This is a genomic window from Streptomyces solicamelliae (assembly GCF_045348655.1).
Lineage (GTDB): Bacteria > Actinomycetota > Actinomycetes > Streptomycetales > Streptomycetaceae > Streptomyces > Streptomyces solicamelliae.
The window spans coordinates 4759718-4777988 of the sequence record NZ_CP160404.1 but is presented as its reverse complement, the minus strand read 5'-3'; the positions used below and the strand labels follow the sequence as shown (position 1 = coordinate 4777988).

The 18271-nt window shown below is 71.6% G+C and carries 19 protein-coding genes and 2 tRNA genes; 8 read left to right on the top strand and 13 right to left on the bottom strand.

Features of this window, described 5'->3' with window-relative positions; all coding sequences use genetic code 11:
* Positions 1 to 3 precede the first annotated feature (3 nt).
* From rsrA to ABZO31_RS22380, 4 genes are all read right to left on the bottom strand, one after another.
* Positions 4 to 324, bottom strand: a complete 321-nt coding sequence (gene rsrA, locus ABZO31_RS22395; protein ID WP_406863046.1) for a mycothiol system anti-sigma-R factor — start codon at positions 322 to 324, stop codon at positions 4 to 6.
* Positions 321 to 977, bottom strand: a complete 657-nt coding sequence (locus ABZO31_RS22390) for a sigma-70 family RNA polymerase sigma factor (RefSeq protein ID WP_406863045.1) — start codon at positions 975 to 977, stop codon at positions 321 to 323. Before ABZO31_RS22390 ends, rsrA begins: the two co-directional genes overlap by 4 nt.
* Before the next feature lie 208 nt (positions 978 to 1185).
* Positions 1186 to 1842 carry an alpha/beta family hydrolase gene (locus ABZO31_RS22385; RefSeq protein WP_406863044.1) on the bottom strand — a complete coding sequence of 219 codons (657 nt, stop codon included), beginning with the start codon at positions 1840 to 1842 and terminating at the stop codon, positions 1186 to 1188.
* A 25-nt stretch (positions 1843 to 1867) separates the two neighbouring features.
* A complete protein-coding gene (locus ABZO31_RS22380) occupies positions 1868 to 2683 on the bottom strand; it encodes an SOS response-associated peptidase (protein ID WP_406863043.1) in 816 nt (271 codons plus the stop codon).
* 105 nt (positions 2684 to 2788) lie between these two features.
* Here ABZO31_RS22380 and ABZO31_RS22375 point away from each other — a divergent pair, with 105 nt between their 5' ends.
* The 4 genes from ABZO31_RS22375 (at position 2789) to ABZO31_RS22360 (ending at position 6265) form a co-directional block, all read left to right on the top strand.
* Positions 2789 to 3475 carry a M50 family metallopeptidase gene (locus tag ABZO31_RS22375; RefSeq protein ID WP_406863041.1) on the top strand — a complete coding sequence of 229 codons (687 nt, stop codon included), beginning with the start codon at positions 2789 to 2791 and terminating at the stop codon, positions 3473 to 3475.
* Positions 3476 to 3503: 28 nt separating this feature from the next.
* The gene (aroA, locus tag ABZO31_RS22370; protein ID WP_406863040.1) at positions 3504 to 4835 is read left to right on the top strand and encodes a 3-phosphoshikimate 1-carboxyvinyltransferase; all 1332 of its coding nucleotides are present in this window, start codon (positions 3504 to 3506) and stop codon (positions 4833 to 4835) included.
* 4 nt (positions 4836 to 4839) lie between these two features.
* The gene (gene rsgA / locus ABZO31_RS22365) at positions 4840 to 5850 is read left to right on the top strand and encodes a ribosome small subunit-dependent GTPase A (protein WP_406863039.1); all 1011 of its coding nucleotides are present in this window, start codon (positions 4840 to 4842) and stop codon (positions 5848 to 5850) included.
* 91 nt (positions 5851 to 5941) lie between these two features.
* Positions 5942 to 6265: a DMT family transporter gene (locus ABZO31_RS22360; RefSeq protein ID WP_406863038.1), complete on the top strand. Its 324-nt coding sequence runs from the start codon at positions 5942 to 5944 to the stop codon at positions 6263 to 6265.
* On the opposite strand, the gene ABZO31_RS22355 is transcribed toward ABZO31_RS22360, so the two are convergent.
* Entirely contained in the window at positions 6231 to 6869 is a 639-nt protein-coding gene (locus tag ABZO31_RS22355) for a TetR/AcrR family transcriptional regulator (protein ID WP_406863037.1), read from the bottom strand. The two genes, ABZO31_RS22360 and ABZO31_RS22355, sit on opposite strands and share 35 nt — an antisense overlap.
* A 106-nt stretch (positions 6870 to 6975) precedes the next feature.
* On the opposite strand from ABZO31_RS22355, the gene hisN reads away from it, so the two are divergent.
* The 3 genes from hisN to ABZO31_RS22340 all read left to right on the top strand — a co-directional run bounded on the left by hisN (position 6976) and on the right by ABZO31_RS22340 (position 8780).
* Positions 6976 to 7773, top strand: coding sequence for a histidinol-phosphatase (gene hisN / locus ABZO31_RS22350; RefSeq protein ID WP_406863036.1), 798 nt, complete (start codon positions 6976 to 6978; stop codon positions 7771 to 7773).
* A gap of 176 nt (positions 7774 to 7949) precedes the next feature.
* Complete coding sequence (locus tag ABZO31_RS22345; RefSeq protein WP_406863035.1) at positions 7950 to 8354, top strand: CBS domain-containing protein; 405 nt, start codon at positions 7950 to 7952, stop codon at positions 8352 to 8354.
* Between the two features lie 15 nt (positions 8355 to 8369).
* On the top strand, positions 8370 to 8780 hold the full coding sequence (locus ABZO31_RS22340; RefSeq protein WP_406863034.1) for a Fur family transcriptional regulator: 411 nt from the start codon (positions 8370 to 8372) through the stop codon (positions 8778 to 8780).
* A gap of 93 nt (positions 8781 to 8873) precedes the next feature.
* Here the strand turns inward: ABZO31_RS22340 and ABZO31_RS22335 are convergent.
* The 4 genes from ABZO31_RS22335 to ABZO31_RS22320 form a co-directional block, all read right to left on the bottom strand.
* Positions 8874 to 8947: transfer RNA gene (locus ABZO31_RS22335), tRNA-Met, on the bottom strand.
* 45 nt (positions 8948 to 8992) lie between these two features.
* Positions 8993 to 10984 (bottom strand): tetratricopeptide repeat protein, encoded by a 1992-nt coding sequence (locus ABZO31_RS22330; protein WP_406863033.1) that lies wholly within the window; start codon positions 10982 to 10984, stop codon positions 8993 to 8995.
* Between the two features lie 161 nt (positions 10985 to 11145).
* Positions 11146 to 11219 (bottom strand) — tRNA-Met (locus ABZO31_RS22325).
* A gap of 41 nt (positions 11220 to 11260) precedes the next feature.
* Entirely contained in the window at positions 11261 to 14218 is a 2958-nt protein-coding gene (locus ABZO31_RS22320; RefSeq protein WP_406865431.1) for a UPF0182 family protein, read from the bottom strand.
* Between the two features lie 135 nt (positions 14219 to 14353).
* On the opposite strand from ABZO31_RS22320, the gene ABZO31_RS22315 reads away from it, so the two are divergent.
* Complete coding sequence (locus tag ABZO31_RS22315; RefSeq protein WP_406863032.1) at positions 14354 to 14911, top strand: PPA1309 family protein; 558 nt, start codon at positions 14354 to 14356, stop codon at positions 14909 to 14911.
* 41 nt (positions 14912 to 14952) lie between these two features.
* Here ABZO31_RS22315 and ABZO31_RS22310 read toward each other — a convergent pair whose 3' ends face one another.
* The 4 genes from ABZO31_RS22310 to ABZO31_RS22295 all read right to left on the bottom strand — a co-directional run bounded on the left by ABZO31_RS22310 (position 14953) and on the right by ABZO31_RS22295 (position 18221).
* Positions 14953 to 16041, bottom strand: coding sequence for a PDZ domain-containing protein (locus ABZO31_RS22310; RefSeq protein WP_406863031.1), 1089 nt, complete (start codon positions 16039 to 16041; stop codon positions 14953 to 14955).
* 53 nt (positions 16042 to 16094) lie between these two features.
* Positions 16095 to 16322, bottom strand: coding sequence for a hypothetical protein (locus ABZO31_RS22305; protein WP_406865575.1), 228 nt, complete (start codon positions 16320 to 16322; stop codon positions 16095 to 16097).
* Between the two features lie 248 nt (positions 16323 to 16570).
* Positions 16571 to 17032 (bottom strand): molybdenum cofactor biosynthesis protein MoaE, encoded by a 462-nt coding sequence (locus ABZO31_RS22300; RefSeq protein ID WP_406863030.1) that lies wholly within the window; start codon positions 17030 to 17032, stop codon positions 16571 to 16573.
* A gap of 79 nt (positions 17033 to 17111) precedes the next feature.
* Positions 17112 to 18221, bottom strand: coding sequence for an SDR family oxidoreductase (locus ABZO31_RS22295; protein ID WP_406863029.1), 1110 nt, complete (start codon positions 18219 to 18221; stop codon positions 17112 to 17114).
* Between the last annotated feature and the right edge of the window lie 50 nt (positions 18222 to 18271).

Below are 18271 nucleotides of genomic sequence, written 5' to 3'. Positions count from 1 at the left end.
GTCCTACTGCTCCTGCGGCGCGGGGGTGACGTCGTGCGAGGCTGTCACGTCGTGTTCCGGCACGGCCTGGCCGGCGCGGATCAGGTCGATCCGGCCCATCACCTTGGCCCGCAGGTCGGTGGGCACGTCGTCACTGCCGCAGCAGCGCTTGACGAGCTTCTTCACGGCCTGCTCCAGGCCGTACTTCTCCAGGCACGGGGAGCACTCCTCGAAGTGCACCTCGAACTTGGTGCAGTCGCTGTCGGGCATCTCGCGGTCGAGGAACTCGTAGAGATGATCCAGGACCTCTGAGCAGTCCGTCTCGTGCGGCTCTCCGCAGCTCATGAGCCCGAGCCTTTCCGATCGTTCGACGACTCTCCGGCGCCCGCGGGTACCAGCCCGCGCTCACGGGCGTAGTCCTCGAGCATGCCGCGCAACTGGCGGCGGCCCCGGTGCAGTCGGGACATCACCGTACCGATGGGTGTACCCATGATGTCCGCGATCTCCTTGTACGCAAAGCCCTCGACGTCCGCGAGATAGACGGCGATGCGGAACTCCTCGGGAATCGCCTGGAGCGCTTCCTTCACGTCGGAGTCCGGCAGGTGGTCGAGGGCCTGCGACTCGGCGGACCGCAGTCCGGTCGACATGTGCGACTCGGCGCGGGCGAGCTGCCAGTCCTCGATCTCCTCGGCGGCGCTGCGCTGCGGCTCACGCTGCTTCTTGCGGTACGAGTTGATGAAGGTGTTGGTCAGGATCCGGTACAGCCAGGCCTTCAGGTTGGTGCCCTCGCGGAACTGGTGGAAGGAGCCGTACGCCTTGGCATAGGTCTCCTGCACCAGGTCCTCCGCGTCCGCGGGGTTGCGCGTCATGCGCAGCGCGGCGGAGTACATCTGGTCGAGGAATCCGAGGGCGTCCCGCTCGAAGCGCGCGTTGCGCTCCGAGGTCGTCTCCTCGGGGCCGTCGTCGGTCCCTGTGTCGGTCCCAGTGACAGGACCCACCTCCTCCAGCGATGGGGCGGGTTCGATCGCGACCCCGCTCGTTTCGGAGGATAGACGAGGAACCGCACCGCCCGCCGCCCGAATAGGGGCGCGCTTGGGCGCAGGCAGGACCGTCCAGTCGAGGTCAGCGGCCTGCGAGCGCTGGGGGCAGATGGTCGATCCCATGCGACGGACTTCCTCTCCTTGACTCTCTTCTTACCGACGCCCGTCACAACACGGGGCGCGTGCGCAACATTCCCGGGGTGGCGAGCCACGCGGTGACGGCGTCGGTGAGGAGCGTCACGGCCTCCGACTCCGTCAGGTCGGCGCGCTTGGGGACGGCGAAGGAGTGATCGCCGTACGGGATCCCGACGAGTTCGTGGTCGCCCTCCGGGAACTCCTCCGGCCTGCCGAACGGGTCGTTGCCGCCCTGGACGACGAGCGTGGGCAGGCCCGCGCCGAGCAGTTCGTCGGCGCGGGACTTCTCGGGGCGGCCGGGCGGGTGGAGGGGGAAGCTGAGCGCGAGCACGGCGGCGGCGCCGAGCTCGGCGGAGGTCCGGCAGGCGACGCGGGCGCCGGCGCTGCGGCCGCCGGCGACGACGGGCAGCTCCGGCCGGGCGAGGGCCGGCCAGATCTCGCGCCATCCGGTGTCGAGGGTCTTCGGCGCCGGTGCGACCTTCTTGCCGGCGAACCGCCACGGCATCTCGACCAGCGCCACGGTGAACCCCTGCTCCGGCAGGACACGCGCCAGCGCGGCGAGGTCCCGGGCCCCGATGCCGCCGCCGGCACCGTGCGACAGCGCCACGACCGCCCGGGGCTTCTCCGCCGCGTACCAATGCACCCGCGCCGGCCCGGTCGCGGTCTCCACCGTCTCGATCTTCGTCACGCCCCCATCCTGCCGCGCGCGGCGGTCAGAACAGGGTCGCCACCTCCGGGCCCGAGAGCTCGGTGAGGAGTTCGGGGCCGTTGTTGCGGACGTTGCTGACGGCGGTGGGGACGGGATAGGCGCGCATCAGGCCCCCCGGGGGCGGGGTGAGCAGCCCGCGCAGCTCGTCGAGATCCGTGGTGCGCGGGTCCAGCCAGGCGTCCCAGCGGTCCGGGGTCAGCATCAGCGGCATCCGCGGGTGGATGTCCGCGAGCGAGCCCGGGCCCTCCGCCGGGGCCACGCCGAGCGGTCCGGTCTCCGCCTCCGTGGTCACGACGGAGCACGTCACCCACCACGCCGAGGGGTGGTCGTCCGGCAGGGTGCGGTCGCGCCAGAACTCGTAGAGACCGGCCATGGCGAAGACCGAGCCGTCCGCCGGGGTGACGAAGTAGGGCTGCTTCCGCGGCCGCTTCTTCCTGCCCTCGACCTCCAGGTCCCGCTCCTCGACGCCGGTGACCCATTCGTAGTAGCCGTCCGCCGGCAGGATGCACCGCCGGGCCGCGAACGCCCGCCGGAACGACGGCTTCTCGTGGACCGTCTCCGCCCGCGCGTTGATCATCCGGGCCGCGCCCTCGGGGTTCTTGGCCCATGACGGCACCAGGCCCCACTTCAGCTTCCGCAGCTGGCGAACCGGACGCTTCGATTCGGCGTCCTTCAGAGGGCGTTCGAGGACCGCGTAGACCTCCTTCGTCGGAGCCACGTTCCAGTCGGGCGCCAGCGTCTCCTCCGGCTCCCACTTCTCGATCTCGAAGGTCCCCACGAGATCCTCGGGCCCTCGACTCGCTGCATACCGTCCGCACATACGTGCCACACTGCCACTCCCTCCCGCCGCCCGACCACCACCCCTCAACGACGGTGCTGCGCACCTGCACCTTCTTGATCTACCAGCGAGGAGCCGATCCCCGAAATGAGCGAAGTCCTGGGCACCCAGCCCGCGCCCGAGCTGTGGATCGTCATAGCCACCGCCGTCGTCGCGCTGCTCGCCGTCGCCCCGCGCCCGGCCTGGCGGCTCTCGCGCAACGCCGTCACGATCGCCCACGAGGGCGGCCACGGCCTGATCGCCCTGCTCAGCGGCCGCCGCCTCGAAGGCATCCGGCTGCACTCCGACACCAGCGGCCTCACCGTCAGCCGCGGCAGGCCCTCGGGGATCGGCATGATCCTCACCGCGGCCGCCGGCTACACCGCCCCGCCGCTCCTCGGCCTCGGCGGCGCCTGGCTGCTCACCCAGCACCGCGTCACCCTGCTGCTGTGGCTGGCCACGGCACTCCTGCTCGTCATGCTGGTGATGATCCGCAACGCGTACGGGGTACTCACCGTCGTCCTCACCGGCGCGGCGTTCCTGCTGGTCTCCTGGCTCACCGACCCGGCCGTCCAGTCGGCGTTCGCGTACACCGTCGTGTGGTTCCTGCTCCTCGGCGGCGTCCGTCCGGCCTTCGAACTGCAGGCCAAGCGCCGGCACGGCGGCGCGCCGGACTCCGACGCCGACCAGCTCTCGCGGCTCACCCACGTCCCCGCCGCACTCTGGCTCTTCATGTTCCACGCGGTCTCGCTGTGCTCGCTGATCGGCGGCGGGCGCTGGCTGCTGGGGCTGTAGCCGGTGCGTGCCCCACTAAAGTGAGGGCATGACCGAAAGTTCCGTACCCACCACCGACCTGCCGTCCGACCTCTGGCCCGCTCCCTATGCCGGCGGGGCCGTCGACGCGACCGTCACGGTGCCCGGATCGAAGTCGGTCACCAACCGCGGCCTGGTCCTGGCCGCCCTCGCCGCCGAGCCGGGCTGGCTGCGCCGCCCGCTCCGCTCCCGCGACACGCTCCTGATGGCCCAGGCCCTGCGCACCCTGGGCGTCCGCATCGAAGAGGGCGTGGGGCCGGACGGTACGGGCGAGGCCTGGCGCGTCATCCCCGCCCCGCTGCGCGGCGACGCGTCCGTCGACGTCGGCAACGCCGGCACCGTGATGCGCTTCCTGCCCCCGGTCACCACCCTCGCCGACGGCCCGGTCCGCTTCGACGGCGATCCCCGCTCCCACGAGCGCCCGCTGCACGGCGTCATCGACGCGCTGCGCGCGCTCGGCGCCCGGATCGACGACGGCGGCCGCGGCGCGCTGCCGATGACCGTGCACGGCGCGGGCGCCCTGGAGGGCGGCCGGGTCGAGATCGACGCCTCGTCCTCGTCCCAGTTCGTCTCCGCGCTGCTGCTGTCCGCGCCCCGCTTCAACCAGGGTGTCGAGGTCCGGCACGTGGGCGCGAAGCTGCCCTCCCTGCCGCACATCCGGATGACCGTCGACATGCTCCGCGTGGTCGGCGCCCAGGTCGACGAGCCGGAGACCGGCGGCGAGCCGAACGTCTGGCGGGTCTCCCCGTCCGCGCTGCTCGGCCGCGACCTGACCGTCGAGCCGGACCTGTCCAACGCCCAGCCGTTCCTGGCCGCGGCCCTGGTCACCGGCGGCCGGGTGACGATCCCCGACTGGCCGTCGCGGACCACTCAGCCCGGTGACGCGCTGCGCGAGATCTTCACCGCGATGGGCGGTTCCTGCGAACTGACCGAGCGCGGTCTGACCTTCACCGGCACCGGCCGGATCCACGGCATCGACGTGGACCTGAGCGAGGTCGGCGAGCTGACCCCGGGCATCGCCGCGGTCGCCGCCCTCGCCGACTCCCCGTCCACCCTGCGCGGCGTCGCCCATCTGCGGCTGCACGAGACGGACCGCCTGGCGGCGCTCACCAAGGAGATCAACGAGCTCGGCGGCGACGTCACCGAGACCGAGGACGGCCTCCACATCCGCCCCCGCCCGCTGCACGGCGGGATCTTCCACACCTACGACGACCACCGGATGGCGACGGCCGGCTCGATCATCGGCCTCGCGGTCGAGGGCGTGCAGATCGAGAACGTGGCGACGACCGCCAAGACCTTGCCGGACTTCCCGAGGATGTGGACCGAAATGCTCGAGGGCTGACGACATGCGGCGCTACGGGAAGCACACCGACGAGGACGACATCCGCCAGCGGCCCAACCCCAAGGGCAACCGGCCCCGGACCAACATCCGGCCGAAGCACGAGGACGCCGCCGAGGGCATGGTCCTCACCGTCGACCGCGGCCGGCTGACCTGCCTGGTCGACGACACCGTGATCATGGCGATGAAGGCCCGCGAGCTGGGCCGCAAGGCCGCGGTCGTGGGCGACCGGGTGCAGCTCGTCGGCGATCTGTCCGGCAAGAAGGACACCCTGGCCCGCATCGTCCGGATCGGCGAGCGCAGCTCCGTGCTGCGCCGGACGGCCGACGACGACGACCCGTTCGAGCGGGTGGTCGTCGCCAACGCCGACCAGCTCGCGATCGTCACCGCGCTGGCCGACCCCGAGCCGCGGCCCCGGCTCATCGACCGCTGCCTGGTCGCCGCGTACGACGGCGGTCTGGAGCCGCTGCTCGTGCTCACCAAGTCCGACCTCGCCCCGCCGGACGAGATGCTCGACCTGTACGGCGCGCTGGGCGTCCCGTACGTGGTCACCTCGCGCGACGAGCTGTACGACGGCGGGGCCGCGGACCGGGTCCGCGAGTACCTCGACGGCCGGGTCACCGCCTTCGTCGGGCACTCCGGCGTCGGCAAGACGACGCTGGTCAACGCGCTGGTCCCGGAGGAACGCCGCCGCTCCACCGGTCATGTCAACGCGGTCACGGGGCGCGGCCGGCACACCACGACGTCGGCGCTGGCGCTGCCGCTGGAGTCGGTGGACGGCTGGGTGATCGACACCCCGGGCGTCCGGTCGTTCGGCCTCAACCACATCGACCCGTCGCGCGTGATCCACGCCTTCCCCGACCTGGAGCCGGGCACCGAGAACTGTCCGCGGGCCTGCAGCCACGACGAACCGGACTGCGCGCTGGACGACTGGGTGGCCGAGGGCCATGCCGATCCTGCCCGGCTGTACTCGCTGCGGCGGCTGCTCGCCACCCGCGAGCGACGCGAAGGCGACTGATCACGTCCGTTTCAGACTGGTGTCCACCGGTAAGTGCATAATCGCACCGAGTGAGACGAAGCAGTCACCGACGGCGTGGGAGGCACTGACGATGGCGTGGCTGCTGGTGGTGCTCGCCGGGTTCCTCGAAACCGGCTTCGCGGTGTGCCTGAAGCTGTCGCACGGCTTCACGCGACTCTGGCCGACCATCGCCTTCGCGATCTTCGCCCTGGGCAGCTTCGGTCTGCTCACCCTCGCGCTGCGGAAGCTGGACGTGGGTCCGGCGTACGCGGTGTGGACGGGGATCGGCGCGGCCGGCACCGCCGTCTACGGGATGATCTTCCTCGGCGACGTGGTCTCCACGCTGAAGATCGTGTCGATCTCGCTGGTGATCATCGGGGTCATCGGTCTCCAGCTGTCCGGCTCCTCGCACTGAGCGCGGCGCGGACCGCCTGGCCGACGCCCTGCGGACCGGGCGCGACGATGTGGGACAGGGCGAGCCGGACGGCGAGCTCGCAGGACAGCACGGTCTTGGCGTCGGCGTGCGCGAGCGTCGCTGCGACCAGTTCGGCCGGGGCTGGCGCGCCGGCGTCGGCCCGCCGCTGGGCCGGGAGCGCGGAGGCGAGGGACGCGGAGCGGGCCGGCCGGGGCGCGGGCAGCCGCTCGGTCCAGCCGCCGGTGAGCAGGGCGCGCAGCAGGGGCCGGTCGGCGGCCTGGGCGACGATCCACTCGGCCACCATCGCGAGCCGCTCGGGGTTGAGGGGCGGCGGGCCGAGCAGATCGGGCCCGTGGTGCCGGTCGATCCGGGCCTGCGGCGGGCGGCGGCCGGTGAGGAGCCGCTCCACGCCGAGCAGATAGGCGTCCGCCTCGCGCCGGACGAGGGCGCGGGCCAGGCCCTCCTTGCTGCCGAACTCGTTGTAGAGCGTCTGCCGGGACACCCCCGCGGCAGCCGCGACGTCGACCATGCGGACCGCGGACCAGGGCAGCCGCCCGAGGGCCGCGAGCGCCGCGTCCAGCAGGGCCTCGCGCGCTGCGGGCATCGTCGCCTCCCGTCCTCGCCGTTCCTTCGCACAGAGTTGACGGGCCACCACACACTGTCAAGGGGCTCCGCGGAGCACCGCCCTCAGGGAGGATAGAGTTCCGAACATGGCCGATTACCACGACGACCTGCGCCTCGCCCACGTCCTCGCGGACGCCGCCGACGCCGCCACCATGGAGCGCTTCAAGGCTCTCGACCTGAAGGTCGAGACGAAGCCCGACATGACGCCGGTGAGCGAGGCGGACAAGGCCGCCGAGGAACTGATCCGGGCTCAGCTGCAGCGGGCGCGGCCGCGGGACGCGATCCTCGGCGAGGAGTACGGCGTGCAGGGCTCCGGGCCCCGGCGCTGGGTGATCGACCCGATCGACGGCACCAAGAACTACGTCCGCGGGGTGCCGGTGTGGGCCACCCTGATCGCGCTGATGGAGGCCGGGGACACCGGGTTCCAGCCGGTGGTGGGCGTGGTGTCGGCGCCGGCGCTCGGCCGGCGCTGGTGGGCGGCGAAGGGCCTGGGCGCGTACACCGGGCGCAGCCTGGCGTCGGCGTCGCGGATCGGTGTCTCGCAGGTGGCGGAGCTGTCCGACGCCTCGTTCGCGTACTCCTCGCTGAGCGGCTGGGAGGAGCAGGACCGGCTCGACGGCTTCCTGGACCTGACCCGGGCCTGCTGGCGGACCCGCGCGTACGGGGACTTCTGGCCGTACATGATGGTCGCCGAGGGCTCGGTGGACATCTGTGCGGAGCCGGAGCTGTCGCTGTGGGACATGGCGGCGACGGCGATCGTCGTCCAGGAGGCGGGCGGCACGTTCACCGGCCTCGACGGCCGCCACGGTCCCCACAGCGGAAACGCCGCCGCGTCGAACGGCCTCCTCCACGGCGAACTGCTGAGCTACCTGAACCAGCAGTAGCGACGGGGGCGCGCGGCGGCAGAAGCCCCGCAGGACGCGACCCGCGCCCCTCGCGCGCCCTCTTGTCGGCTCCCCTCACCGCTGCCACTCTGAGAGTCCCCCCGATTGTGAACTTGTGAAACGGTTCTCGTTGAAGATTGAAGCGGGGACCGTTCACCGAGGAGGTGGCTGCCTTCATGCTCGTCCGTGACGCCATGAGCACCGTGATCCTGACCATCGGACCCGCCCACACTCTCCGCCAGGCCGCCCGGCTGATGGCGGCGCGCCGTATCGGCGCGGCCGTCGTCATGAACGCCGACCACAGCGGCATCGGCATTCTGACCGAGCGCGACATCCTCAACTCCCTCGGCTCCGACCAGAACCCCGACTACGAGACCGCCGGCTCCCACACCACCACCGACGTCGTCTTCGCCGCACCCGGCTGGACCCTGGAGGAGGCCGCGGAGGCCATGACGCGCGGCGGCTTCCGCCATCTCATCGTCCTGGACGAGGACGGCGGCCCGATGGGCATCGTGTCGGTCCGCGACATCATCCGGTGCTGGACCCCGGCACTCCGGCACGAAGGGACGCTGGCCCGCTGAGTTAGGCTGACCCCCATGAGTGACCTGTTGGAACGACTGCGCGGCCGCGGCTGGCGAATGACCGCGCAGCGGCGTGTCGTGGCCGAAGTCCTCGACGGGGACCACGTCCACCTCACCGCCGACGAGGTGCACGCCCGCGCCGTGCAGAAACTGCCGGAGATCTCCCGGGCCACCGTCTACAACACGCTGGGCGAGATGGTGTCGCTCGGCGAGGTCATGGAAGTCAGCACCGACCACCGCGCCAAGCGCTACGACCCGAACGCGCACCGGCCGCACCAGCACCTGGTCTGCGCGCGCTGCGGGGCGATCCGCGACGTCCACCCGGCGGGGAACCCGCTGAAGGACCTCCCGGACTCGGAGCGCTTCGGCTTCACGGTCTCGGACGTCGAGGTCACGTACCGGGGCATCTGCCCGGACTGCGCGTAGGTCGGCGGAAGCCCCTTCGGGGGCTTCTTTCGTACCGCACGCTCCGTGCATGCACGAAGGCCCGGATCCAATGGATCCGGGCCTTCGTTTCAGTAGCGGGGACAGGATTTGAACCTGCGACCTCTGGGTTATGAGCCCAGCGAGCTACCGAGCTGCTCCACCCCGCGTCGGTGAACACAACCTTACGGTACCCCTGCGACCAGCGCAAATCCTCAGGCCGTGAGCTCCTGGTGCAGCGCCTCGCTCAGCCGCGCCGCCCGCTCCGCCACCTCCGCCGGACCGAGCTCGACCGCGCGGGCGCACCAGCGGCGGCCCTCGGTGAGCTCGCCGCGGCGCGCCGCGAGCAGCGCGAGCCGGAGCGCGGCGCGGCCGTGGCCCGCGTGCGCGGCACGGGTCCACCAGAGCGCGGCCTCCCGCTCGTTGCCCTCGCGGGCGAGCAGCAGCCCGAGGTTGAACGCCCCGTTCCGGCTGCCCGCCTCGGCCGCCTCCCGGTACCAGTGCGCGGCGTCCGCGATGTCGCCGCGCGCGGCGGCCAGCATGCCGACCCGTACCTGCGCACGGCGGTGGCCCTGCTCGGCGGCCCGCTCGTACCACTCCTCGCACTCGGTCTTCTCGGCCTGCGGCGCCCCGAGCGCGGTCGGGCCGGGCTCGGGCCGACGGGCGTCGAGGACGGTGGCCAGCCGGTACGCCGCCTCCGCGCTGCCGCCGCCCGCGGCGCACCGCAGATGGCGCTCGGCGCTCTGCTCGTCGCCGTCGCGCAGGCAGGCCATGCCGACCTGGAGCGCGGCCTCGGTGTGCCCGGCGGCGGCGGCCCGCTCGTACCAGCCGAGCGCGGCACGGTCGTCGTCGCGGCCGGCGTGGATGATGCCCAGGTTGAACGCGGCGTCCACGCTGCCGGCCTCGGCGGCCTTGGAGAACCAGGGCTCCGCGCCCTTCGCGTCGCCGGCCTGCAGCAGCAGGACGGCCAGCGCGTTCGCGGCCTCGCGGTGTCCGGCGTACGCGGCCTGCCGGTACCACTGCTCTGCCTGCGGGATGCGGTCCTGGGCGGCGCAGAGCAGCCCGAGGTTGTACGCCCCGTTCACGTCGCCGGCGTCCATGGCGGCGCGGTACCAGCGCTCGGCGGTCTGCTGCTCGCCGCGGGCGGCGTGCAGCGCGCCGAGCGCGTTGGCGGCATTGCCATCGCCCTCCTGGGCGGCGCGCAGCCACCACACGGCGGCACTCTCCTCGTCGCCGGCGTCGCGCAGCAGGAAGCCCAGCGCGCAGGCGGCCTTGGCCTCGCCGTCCTTGGCCGAGGTCAGGTACCAGCGGCCGGCCTCCTTGCGCTCGCCGCGGCGCTCCAGGATCGCGCCGAGGTGCAGCGCGGCGCGCCGGTGTCCGCGGGCGGCGGCCTGGCGGTACCACTGCTCGGCCTCGGCGAGGGTGCCGCCGGGCTCGCCGGCTGCCTCCGGGCCGTCGGTGCGGTCGCGGGCGGCGCGCAGCCGGGCGCCGGTCTCGTAGGCGAGCGCCTCGCGGGCCGAACGGCCGGTGCCGGTCTCGTACGCGGCGGCGTCGCGCGGGCGGCGCCGGGCGGCGGCGGGGCCGTCGGTCGCGGCGGAGCCGGTGCTCTGCGCGGCGCGCTTCTCCAGGGCGCGGGCGAGGCGGTAAGCGGCCTCGCGGTGGCCCTGCTCGGCGGCGACGCGCAGCCAGCGCTCGGCGCCGACGTCACTGTGGTGCTCCAGGAGGTCGGCGAGGGCGTACGCGCCGAGGGCGTGGCCCTGCTCGGCGGACTGGCGCAGCCAGTACTCGGCCGCCGGCTCGTCGCCGCGCTCGCGGTGGTGGCGGCCGAGGGCGTGGGCGGCCGCGGCGGAACCGGCGACGGCTGCGATGCGCCACCAGCCGGCCGCCTCGTCGGCGTACCCGCGCTGGTGCAGCAGCACGCCGAGGTTGTTCGCGGCGGCCCGGTCGCCCTCCGCGGTGGCACCGCGGAGGTACGGCTCGGCGCCGTCGAGGTCGCCGCGGCGCAGCAGCAGCGCGCCGAGGACGCTCATCGACGCGGCGTCACCGTTCTCCGCGGCACGGCGGTGACGCGCCTCGGTCTCGGCGCTGTCGGTGTACTCGGCGGTCGTCTCGACCACGTCCGCGGCGTCCGAAACGGCATTGGTCGTGTGCCGTTGTACAAACCGCCCTGTCTCCAACAGAGTTGCCCTGTCCCCCATAAATTCCATCGTCGCACCACCCGCAACCCGCGTACACCTGGTATACCGCAGCCAGTGAGGTCACTTCAGCGTTTTGTCGACATGCCCACAGGGAGACAAGTCAAACACGAGTTGCGCATCCACACACGATGAGGGCCCGGATCCTGTTGGATCCGGGCCCTCATCTTCAGTAGCGGGGACAGGATTTGAACCTGCGACCTCTGGGTTATGAGCCCAGCGAGCTACCGAGCTGCTCCACCCCGCGTCGGTGTGTCACCACATTATCACGACGCGGGGTGGAGTCGATCAGCCGCTGGGGCTGGGGCTCGCGCTCGTGCTCGGCGAACCGCTCGGCTTGGCCGCGGGCGGCTTCTGATCCGCCTTCAGCTTGGCGCTCGCGTCCGCCGCCTTCTGCAGCGCCTCCTGCAGGGCCTGCTGGGCCTTGCCGTAGGCGACCCAGTCGGGCTGGGGCTTGGCCAGCGCCGCCTGCGCGTCGTCGTACGCCTTCTGCGCGTCGGCGATGGCCTGCTTCAGCGCCGCGTCGTCCGTCGCCGGCGGAGGCGGCGTGGTCGTACCCGGCGGGGTGGTCGGCGGCGGGGTGGTCCCCTCGACTCCGAACACCGCGTTGAGCGCCTTGGCGAGGTTGTCCTCGAACACCGTGGTGTCCTTGGTCGTGTCGCCGTTGGGCTGGTCCGCGTCCACGTACGAGACCGCGACCTTCTTCAGCAGCGGGTACTGCGCGTTGCGGCCCTGGGCGTACACCGGCTCCACGTACAGGAACCCGCCGTCGAGCGGCACCGTGAGCAGGTTGCCGTAGAGGATGTCGGAGTCCGCGCCCTTCATGTCCCGGACGAAGGTCGCCACGGACGGAAGGCTGTTCAGCTTGTTCTGCACCTGTTGGGGTCCGGGGACGTCCGAGGTGACCCGCAGCAGCCTTATCCGGCCGTAGTCCTTGCTCGCGGCGTCCGCGTCGACCGCCATGAAGCCGCCCAGGTTGGGCCGGCCGTTGGGGGTGAACGTGGTCGTCAGCGAGAACTTCTGCGCCGTGTCCCCGGGCATCTTCACGCTCAGGTAGTACGGCGGGACCGCGTTGCCGTCCTTGTTGGTCGGGTCGTCCGGCACCTGCCACGCGTCGGAACCGCTGTAGAACTGCGTCGGGTTCGTCACGTGGTAGCGGGTCAGCAGCTCGCGCTGGACCTTGAACATGTCCTGCGGGTAGCGCAGGTGCTGGAGCAGGCTCGGCTTGATGGAGGACTTCTTCTCCACCGTGCCGGGGAACGACTTCATCCAGGTCTTGAGGACGGGGTCCTCGGTGTCCCACTGGTAGAGCTTGACGGTGCCGTCGTACGCGTCGACCGTCGCCTTCACCGAGTTGCGGATGTAGTTGACCTGGTTCTGCTGCGCCACCACCGCGCGCTGCTGGTTGCCCACGGTCAGCGCGTCGGCCGTCGTCTCGCCCAGGGTGGTGCGCGAGGCGTACGGGTAGCCGTTGGTCGTCGTGTACGCGTCGACGATCCACTGGATCCGGCCGTCGACGACCACCGGGTAGGCGTCGCCGTCGATGGTCAGCCACGGGGCGACCGCCTCGACGCGCTCCTTGGGCGTGCGGTTGTACAGGATCCGCGAGCCCTCGCCGATCGCTCCCGAGTACAGGATCTGCGGCTCGCTGAACGCGACCGCGTACGCGGCGCGGTTGAAGGTGTTGGAGAGGTTGACTCCGCTCCTGCCTTCGTAGCTGGTGGTCTTCTCGCCGTTCTCCTCGTAGTCCAGCTCCTTCTGCGGGCCGCCCACGATCGAGTACTGGTCGGTCTTCTCGCCGTAGTAGATCCGCTGCTGGTACGTGGGGAGCATGCCGGTGGTCGGCAGGCCGGACTCGGTGAATACCGGGGAGCCGTTGGCGTCCGTCGTCGTGCCCGCGGCCATGATCGCGCCGTAGCCGTGGGTGTACGTGAAGTGGTCGTTGATCCAGTTCCGCTTCGGGATGCCCTTGATGTTCAGCTCACGCAGGCCGACGACGGTGTCCTGGCCCTTGTAGCGGTCCACGTCCAGCGTGGTGGGGAACTGGTAGTACTTCCGCTTCTGCTCCAGCTGCTGGAACGTCGGCGACACGATGTTCGGGTCGACCAGCCGGTAGCTGGCCGCCGTGTCGGCGTCGCCCCGCAGCTTGCCCTTGTCCTTGACGGTCGACTTGCCCGAGTAGTTCTCGAGCGTGGTCGTGTCGATGTCGTAGGCCTTGCGCGTGGCGTCGATGTTCTTCTGGATGTACGGCGCTTCCTTGGCCTGCTCGTTCGGCTGGACCTGGAACTTCTGCACGATCGCCGGGTAGAGCCCGCCGATCAGGATGGCCGACAGGACCATCAGGCCGAAGCCGATCACCGGGAGCTGCCAGGTGCGCCGCCACAGGGTGGCGAAGAACAGCACGGCGCAGATGACGGCGATGCAGAACAGGATCGTCTTGGCCGGCAGGTACGCGTTGGCGTCGACGTACCGCAGGCCCGTCCAGTTGCCCGTCGCCTTGAAGTCGCTGGACTTCACGGCCAGGCCGTACCGGTCCAGCCAGTACGCCACGGCCTTCAGCGAGACGAAGACGCCGAGGAGCACCGACAGGTGGCCGGTGGCGGCGGCGGTCGCGCGGGCGCCCGGGCTGGTGATCCGCAGCCCGCCGTACAGGTAGTGCGTCACCGTGGCGGCGATCAGCGAGAGCACCGTGGCGGCGAAGCCGAAGGCCAGCAGGAAGCGGTACCAGGGCAGGTCGAAGGCGTAGAACGACACGTCCAGCTGGAACTGGGGGTCCTTCTGGCCGAACGACACGCCGTTGACCCACATGAGCCAGGTGCGCCACTGGCCGGACGCGGACGCGCCGGCGATCAGCCCGACGAGGGCGGTGATCGCGAGCAGCACCCACTTCTTGAAGGGGGCGACGCCCATCCGGTACCGGTCGAGGCTCTGCTGCTCCATCGACATCGCGCTCAGCGGCGGCCGCAGCCGGTGCGCCAGCCAGATGTTGAACCCGACGGCCAGGCCCATCAGCAGTCCGAAGACGGCGAACAGGCCGATCTTGGTCCACAGAGTGGTGGTGAAGACGGACGAGTAGTGGACCGAGCGGTACCAGAGCCAGTCCGTCCAGAACCCGGCGAACATGACGAACGCCATGGCCAGCACGGCCAGCACGCCCAGCGTCATGAGCAGGGTCCGGGCACGCCGGGACGGCCGGCCGACTCTGATCCTTGGCCCGGACGGGCCGCCCCCGCCACGGTCCGGCATCTGGAAAGCCAACGTGCGCCCCTCGAGGTTGATGCGTCGTAAAGCAGGCCCCGCGATCGTAGAGCCCACTGATGCAACTTACTGAGGCTTTACCTAGTTCCCGTCTCCGGGGGCGAAGGAGGCAGGATGTTCACCATGTCCAACGTTTCCCCCTCCGGCCCGCCGATGGCCGCGAGCCCCCTCACCCGCGCCGTGCTCGAGATCGACGAGTACGCCTCGGGTCTCGGCTGGGACCGGCCGGCCCGTCTGTTCGCCCTCGTCGACACCGCCCGGCTGCGCGCCCAGGAGCCCGGTCTGGCCTCCCAGCTGGGCCTGGCGGGCGACGAGAACGCCGCCCAGTACACCCCGATCGAGCAGGAGGAGCTGCCGCGCGGCAAGCCCCTCGACGAGTTCCTCGGCACGATCGCCTGGCCGGACGCGGTGGCCGGCTGCGCCCTGACCGTGGAGCGGCTGATGCTGCCGCCGTCGGCGGAGACGTCCGTGCCGGAGGGGCTGAGCGAGGCCGCGCTGGCGAAGTGGGTGGCGAAGCACCCGGACCGGCAGGAGGTCCGCATGACGGTCGCGGTGCTGCGCGACGGGGCGCGCGAGTCCGCGGTGCGGCTGCGCGAGAAGGACTCCCCCACCGAGGTGCTGACCGGGCCCGACCTGGTGCCGGGCCTGGCGGACGCGCTGGCGGCGACCTTCGAGTCCTGAGGCCCTCGCGTACGGGTCCCGTACGGTCCGCCTGCGCCCGGTCAGCCCTTGGCGCAGGCGGGCAGGCCCTTGACGTCGCCCTTGGTGATCTTCTCCAGCGACTTCGTGGCGTCGGCGATGGTGTCGACCTTGATCAGGGTGAGCCCGTCCGGGGTGTCGGAGGCGGCGGCCGCGCAGTTCTCGGCCGGGGTGAGGAAGTACTGCGCCCCGGCGTTCCGCGCGCCGACCAGCTTCATCTCGATGCCGCCGATCGGGCCGACCTTGCCCTTGTCGTCGATGGTGCCGGTGCCGGCGACGAACCGGCCGTCGGTGAGGCTGCCCGGGGTGAGCTTGTCGACGATGCCGAGCGCAAACATCAGGCCGGCGCTGGGGCCGCCGACGTCCGCCAGCTTGATGTCGATGGTGAACGGGAAGACGTGGTCGGTGCCGGCCTGGATGCCGACGATGGCCCGGTCGTCGTCCTTCGCCTTCGCCGTGGTGATGACGACCTTCTGGGTGACGGTCGGCTCCTTGCCGGCCTTCTCCGCGGCGGCCGCCTCCTTGGCGGGGACGATCGTGAACACGACCTTCTCGCCGGGCTTCCGCTTGGTGACCTGCGCGGCGACGTCGCCGGGCTCCTTGACCTCTGCCCCGTCGACCGAGCGGATCACGTCGCCGGCGTGCAGCCGGCCCTCGGCGGGGCTGCCCTTGACCACGGTGGCGACGACGACCCGGGAGGTGACCGGGATGTCCAGCTCGCCGAGCGCGGCGACCTTGGCGCTCTCCTGCGACTGGCTGAACTCCTCGGCGTTCTCCTGGCTCGACTCCTCCTCGGTCTTGCCGTCCGGGTAGAGGGTGTCGTGCGGGACCACCACGTTGTCGTGCGCCAGCCAGCCGTAGACGGCCTCGACCAGGTTCATCCGGTAGTCCGCCCCGGTGACGCGGACCGTCGTCATGTTGAGGTGACCGGTGGTGGGATAGGTCCGGCGGCCGGAGATCTGCAGCACCGGCTCGCCGGCGGCCTCGCCGAGGGTGTTGACCGTGGGCCCGGGGCTCATCTCGGAGTACGGCACCGGAAGGATGACGCCCACACAGAGCAGCGAGATGAGGACCAGGGTGGAGGCGAGCATCGTCGCGGTGCGGCGTGGCATGGAACGACAGTACGGGACCAGCCTGTCAGTGCACCGCTCGGGCGGGGGCTTGGCTACTGCGTATGGTGCGCGAGCGGCGCCGCCGACGCCGGGGACGTCTCCAGCGGCTCCGTAACGGAACCGACGGTGGCGTGCTGGCGCTCCATGGCGTCCCGGAACCGGGCGTAGCCCGCGAGTTCGGCGACGTCGCCGATCGTGCGGTTCCTCGAGACCCAGCCGGCCCATATCGCCGCGCCGACGACTGCGAAAAGCGGAATCAGCAACCAGGCAAGCGCTGCCATCCCGACCTCCCATCCCCAATGAGCGACCGCAATTGATGGTTGAGCAGATGATCGTTGAGCAGACTAGCCATCCGCTGCTTCAACGCTGCGGTCAGGGGGGCGGTTACGCAAATCGGGGCGAACGACTACAGGAGGTCGGCGCGTCGCTGGACAAACCGAAGAAAGGCCGTGGACTGCACGAATCGCGGTCACGAAGAGTCACAGGGCGCTAGCGGACCCCGACGCTCCCCCCGGCTGGGGGCCGAGGCTCAACAGGCGCCGACCCACTCCTCGGTGCCGTCCGAGAACCTCTGGTGCTTCCAGATCGGGACCTCGTGCTTGAGGTCGTCGATCAGCTTGCGGCAGGCCTCGAAGGCCTCCCCGCGGTGCGGGCAGGAGACCGCGACGACGACCGCGAGATCGCCGACCTCCAGATCGCCCACCCGGTGGACCGCCGCCAGGGCACGGACCGGGTAGTCGGCCACGACCTTCTCCGCGACGCGGCGCAGCTCGGCCTCCGCGGACGGGTGGCAGGAGTACCCGAGGGCGTCCACGTCCGCCCCGCCGTCGTGGTTGCGCACCGTGCCGACGAAGAGTGCCGTGCCGCCGGCCGCGTCGTCCCCGACGGCCCGGAAGACCTCGTCGACGGAGAGCGGGGTCTCACGGATCGCGAGCAGCCTGATCGGATCGTTGGCGGCCAGCTCTCCGGGGTGGTCAAAGGTGCGTGCCATGGGCCCCATGGTGCCGTACGGCACCGACATCCCGGAATGGCATGTTCGACCGGTGGACGGGACCCTCCGTAGGAGGGTCCTACAGTCCGCGCCGCTTCCGCATCTGCCGCACCAGTGCCGCCGTGCCGAGCAGGGCCACCGTCGCGCCCGCCGCTCCGGCCGCCGTGGCGTCCTTGCGGCCCAGCCGGCGGCCCGCCACCGTGTGCCGTCCCTGGACCTCGTCCAGGAGCGCCGAGAGCACCTCCTCGTTGGTCCACTGCGGCCGCCAGCCCGCGTCGTGCAGCCGGCCGACGCTGACCACCCAGGGGTGCATCGTGTACGCGAGGTCGCCCGCCGGGGACGGGGTCAGTCCGATGCGGTGCAGCCGTGCGGCGGCGCCCAGGGCGACGGCGGAGGGCAGCTCCATGCGCCGGATGCCGCTCAGCTCCTCGACCTCCTCCTGCTCCAGCCAGCCGTCGCAGCCGACCGCGAACTCGCCGTCGACCTTCTCCAGGGCCGCGTACTCCAGGGCGCTGACCAGGTCCTCGACGTGGCAGAACTGCCAGGTGGGGCGGGAGCCGGCGACGACGAGCAGCCGCGGCGACTCGAAGTAGCGGGTCAGGGCGGTGTCCGTGCCGCCGACCAGGACGGCGGGCCGGACCACGGTCACGTTGAGGCCGGGGTGGGCGCGCGGCGCCCGTCGGCCGAGCCGCTCGATCTCCAGCATGTCGCCGACGCCGGTGGCCTCGGCGGTGGCGCGCAGCTCGGCGTCCTCGGAGAGCGGGATGTCGTTGTCCGGCAGCGCGCCGTAGACCATGGCCGAGGTGCACAGCACGACACGCCGGACGCCCGCGGCCGCGGAGGCCGTGAGGACGGTCTGCGCGCCGCGCACGTTGTACGCGGTCCGGGCGGCGGCGTCGGTCTCCAGGTCGAGGTCGACGGCGAGGTGCACGACGACGTCGGCGCCGCGCAGCTTCTCGGCGATCGCCGGGTCCCGCACGTCGAGGATGTGCCACTCCGCCTCGGGCACCTCGCCGCGCCGCTCGTCGATCGCGACGACCCGCCTGACCTCCTCGGAGGCGGCGAGGCGCCTGGTCAGAAGGTCGCCGACGCCGGTCGCGGCACCGGTGACCGCGACGACGGGCCCGCGCGCGGCGGATCTGGTCGATTGGTTTCGCGCTCCGCGAACCTGAGGATCTGGGGAACTCACCGGGCGTCTCCAGCGGTTGTCTTCAGTACGCAAGCGAATGACGCGTACGT

What these genes read in the sequence shown, in the direction of transcription:
- rsrA (WP_406863046.1), bottom strand. Translation starts at nt 324, where the DNA reads ATGAGCTGCGGAGAGCCGCACGAGACGGACTGCTCAGAGGTCCTGGAT.
- ABZO31_RS22380 (WP_406863043.1), bottom strand. Translation starts at nt 2,683, where the DNA reads ATGTGCGGACGGTATGCAGCGAGTCGAGGGCCCGAGGATCTCGTGGGG.
- ABZO31_RS22375 (WP_406863041.1), top strand. Translation starts at nt 2,789, where the DNA reads ATGAGCGAAGTCCTGGGCACCCAGCCCGCGCCCGAGCTGTGGATCGTC.
- aroA (WP_406863040.1), top strand. Translation starts at nt 3,504, where the DNA reads ATGACCGAAAGTTCCGTACCCACCACCGACCTGCCGTCCGACCTCTGG.
- rsgA (WP_406863039.1), top strand. Translation starts at nt 4,840, where the DNA reads ATGCGGCGCTACGGGAAGCACACCGACGAGGACGACATCCGCCAGCGG.
- ABZO31_RS22360 (WP_406863038.1), top strand. Translation starts at nt 5,942, where the DNA reads ATGGCGTGGCTGCTGGTGGTGCTCGCCGGGTTCCTCGAAACCGGCTTC.
- ABZO31_RS22355 (WP_406863037.1), bottom strand. Translation starts at nt 6,869, where the DNA reads ATGCCCGCAGCGCGCGAGGCCCTGCTGGACGCGGCGCTCGCGGCCCTC.
- hisN (WP_406863036.1), top strand. Translation starts at nt 6,976, where the DNA reads ATGGCCGATTACCACGACGACCTGCGCCTCGCCCACGTCCTCGCGGAC.
- ABZO31_RS22345 (WP_406863035.1), top strand. Translation starts at nt 7,950, where the DNA reads ATGCTCGTCCGTGACGCCATGAGCACCGTGATCCTGACCATCGGACCC.
- ABZO31_RS22340 (WP_406863034.1), top strand. Translation starts at nt 8,370, where the DNA reads ATGAGTGACCTGTTGGAACGACTGCGCGGCCGCGGCTGGCGAATGACC.
- ABZO31_RS22330 (WP_406863033.1), bottom strand. Translation starts at nt 10,984, where the DNA reads ATGGAATTTATGGGGGACAGGGCAACTCTGTTGGAGACAGGGCGGTTT.
- ABZO31_RS22320 (WP_406865431.1), bottom strand. Translation starts at nt 14,218, where the DNA reads ATGCCGGACCGTGGCGGGGGCGGCCCGTCCGGGCCAAGGATCAGAGTC.
- ABZO31_RS22315 (WP_406863032.1), top strand. Translation starts at nt 14,354, where the DNA reads ATGTCCAACGTTTCCCCCTCCGGCCCGCCGATGGCCGCGAGCCCCCTC.
- ABZO31_RS22310 (WP_406863031.1), bottom strand. Translation starts at nt 16,041, where the DNA reads ATGCCACGCCGCACCGCGACGATGCTCGCCTCCACCCTGGTCCTCATC.
- ABZO31_RS22305 (WP_406865575.1), bottom strand. Translation starts at nt 16,322, where the DNA reads ATGGCAGCGCTTGCCTGGTTGCTGATTCCGCTTTTCGCAGTCGTCGGC.
- ABZO31_RS22300 (WP_406863030.1), bottom strand. Translation starts at nt 17,032, where the DNA reads ATGGCACGCACCTTTGACCACCCCGGAGAGCTGGCCGCCAACGATCCG.